The 3,006-nt window shown below is 35.5% G+C and carries 1 protein-coding gene; it reads right to left on the reverse strand.

All coding sequences use genetic code 11. The features are described from left to right. Positions 1-654 precede the first annotated feature (654 nt). On the reverse strand, positions 655-3,006 hold a 2,352-nt coding region (locus BN338_RS07440; RefSeq protein ID WP_039760599.1), incomplete at its 5' end, for an autotransporter outer membrane beta-barrel domain-containing protein.

Here is a 3,006-nt window from a genome sequence, read left to right on the forward strand (position 1 = left end):
AGGTTGTGTATTTGCATAAGTTGGAGCGAAATGAGAAAAAATGAAAGTTCCAGCAATTGTACATAACAAAAGATTTTTCTTATAAATAGATTTCTTACACATAGATATGCCTTTAGTCTTGGTATGTCTTTGATGCTTACTTCATTCCCCTGATGGCGCAAGTATTCTGGCGATATTTATATCATTATGTTTTTTATGTAAAGATCAAAACGAAATATTAACGTGGTGTTCTATAATTTGAAAGTTGGTATGAAAAATCTTTTAAAGTGATTGTGTAATCCAGCGAACATGGATTGTAGAAAAGCTTTTCTTGAAAAGTTTGCGTTTCATAAATGCTATGAAACAGAAGCTTTTGCAAAAATATTTGTTGCTTAAAGTTGTTATTATAGGCAGTGCTACAGAACTTTGGGAGAAGATATGTTATTATGCTTATAAAAAACTTTGAGTAGATTTTTTCTGTATAAAGAATAAGTAATTCATTAAGCTATTTAAATATAACTAAAAAAGTCAAAATATTTCTTTTTTTGATAAACACTTAATAATTTTTCAGCAGATGGCACTTTTTGCGATGTACAAATTGCGATGTACAAAACCTAAACAGCGCTGTTGATATTTCAGCGCTGCTTATATTCTTAAAATAATGATCGTAAATTTTTAAAAGCGGTAACGTATTCCACCAGAAACATTTATTCCAGATATACCTGCTTTTTGAAGTTTCTGTTGATAATTAATATCAGCATGAAAGACGATATTCTGTGGTAATTGTATATTCACACCAAGCCCACTTTCAAGGGCAATTCCCATAGAATCGAGATGGAATGTATCCCCAATCTGGATAGTGTCATTATTAGAAAAAGCTTTTATAATATTTAATTTACCATTGAAAGAGAAAATACCACCACCTTCATTAGAAAGCGTTGTTTGTATTAACTGGCCACCAACACGCGCTAACCATTGATGAGGATTGCCCATATTGACGTTAAAGCCATCAGCATCTGAGAGAGTGCCAAACGCAACATGTTGATGAATAAGTTGCGCTTGGGGTTCAAAAACCAATCCTTTCACGCTGCTTGCAAGTTTTTGTCCAATGGTAACAGATGTACTGAATGTATCAGCATTAGTTAATTCTGCTGTTTTTCCTATAAGAGCTGTGGTGACATTTCCTTTGAGAATTCCATAAGAGAAGAGTGCATTGACGTAAAGACCATTATTATGGCTGAAGCTACCATATGCGGCAAGAGACCATTTATCGAGTATACTTTTATCAGCACCTTCCATATCTTTTGGTGTGAAGGATAGTTTCCCATATGTACCCAAAAGACCAAAATTCACGGCGATGTTTTGTTCTTCTAGTGCTGCTAATATAATGCCTGCTTGTAAGGCCGCATAGTGAATATCAGCACCATAGCCATATTGCAATGGACCGCGGCTAGAGGATAATGTCATCTTATTACCATAGGAAGATAAGAAAAGCCCTTTATTTTTATGATCTTTTGTTTCCGCAGCTGTTGTCCGCATATTACCTAACAATGTATTTTGATTGCTTACATCAGAAAGTCCTGTGGAGAATACGGCGTTAGGCATTACCAAGTAGTTTGCCACTTGAGGAACAAGGGCTCTGATCTTTCCTTCATTATCAAGTGTAGCATTTTGCAAGCGGAAATCCCAAAAATCCTCACTCTGTGAATTTTTTTCATTTTTTGAGATCCCTTCAAGAGCACTCTCTTTTATAACGTAGCTTGTGAAGTCTTTAAGGGTATTTTCTTCAGATTCTTGAGATATCTTTCCTAAGAGGCTTTGTGTGCTCTCTGCTTTTCCACGGCTTGAGGTTGGCCCATAAGCGTTGAGTACATATTGATAAGGCAATCCCGCCATTGTGACGTAGCCATTTGCCAGTTTGAAGGATGTTTCACTCGCTTCTCCAGATACTTGAACAAGTGAAAGTCCCCGTGCGTTTAAAGGAAGAGAATCTTTAGTCTCTGATTTTTTATTATTTGAAAGATTATTAAAATAAATTGTAGTGTTGCCTGATACATTTCCATGAACAAGAAGGCGGTCAGTTTTTTGTTGTTCTGCCTCTAAACCATCACTCCACTCGGTATTGAAATAAATCCTTGCATCACCTGTTGCATAATAGGAAGTTTCTACCGTAGGGACCATATTGTCTCGTGATTTATAAACCTCAGCAGTTTTCCCTACACTCAAAATTTGATATTGATCTTTTCCCAAAGCAGATATTGCATTCGCAGACGGTGCATTAAATATAATAGAGCTATTATTAAGGTTCAATACTGTAACAGTAGAAAGTGCTCGTTGTTTAAGGTCACTGAGATCGAAATTAAAGGTATTAAAATCAGTATCTGAGTCTTCTTGACTGACTTTTAAGTACCATTTGCTGTTATTACTCAGAGTAAGAGTTGTTGTATTTATTTTTAAGGTTCTCGCTCTTCCTTCTAAAATCGAATTGTTAGCGGTTAATGTAAGAGAGACAGGAAGAGTATCATCGTCATAATATTTACGTTTGGTTTTATTTCTCAATAAGACATCAGCTCGAATTTCCGAATCTTTAAGGGAAATTTCAGCAACAGATTTTGAACCATAAGGGCCACGAATACCGACACCATCCTTCACAAGAAGTTTGCTCTTGGTAAGACTAATCTTATTGATAACATTTTCACCCTCTTTTACGTCACGCTTTGGGATTTCATAAAGAACGATACCACCCGCTCTCCCTCCTTGAACGGTTATAATTGAATCTTCAATATTAATTACACCGTTTTTAGTTTCTAAACCTTTGTATATTGAATTCGCATCAATCCCTTTAGCGTGAATGTGCCCACCTTTTAATGCGGAAAAAGCAACTAATTCTGTGTGTATCGTTGCATTTGTAATTGTGGCAATTGCCTTTTCAGCCGCAGATACTCCAGTTTTATTGTTACGGATAAAAACATTATTAAGAGTCTTTTTCTCTCCTTTATCCAATTTAAATTCATTAATAATTTCAGG

This window comes from Bartonella queenslandensis AUST/NH15 (assembly GCF_000312585.1).
Taxonomy (GTDB): Bacteria; Pseudomonadota; Alphaproteobacteria; order Rhizobiales; family Rhizobiaceae; genus Bartonella; species Bartonella queenslandensis_A.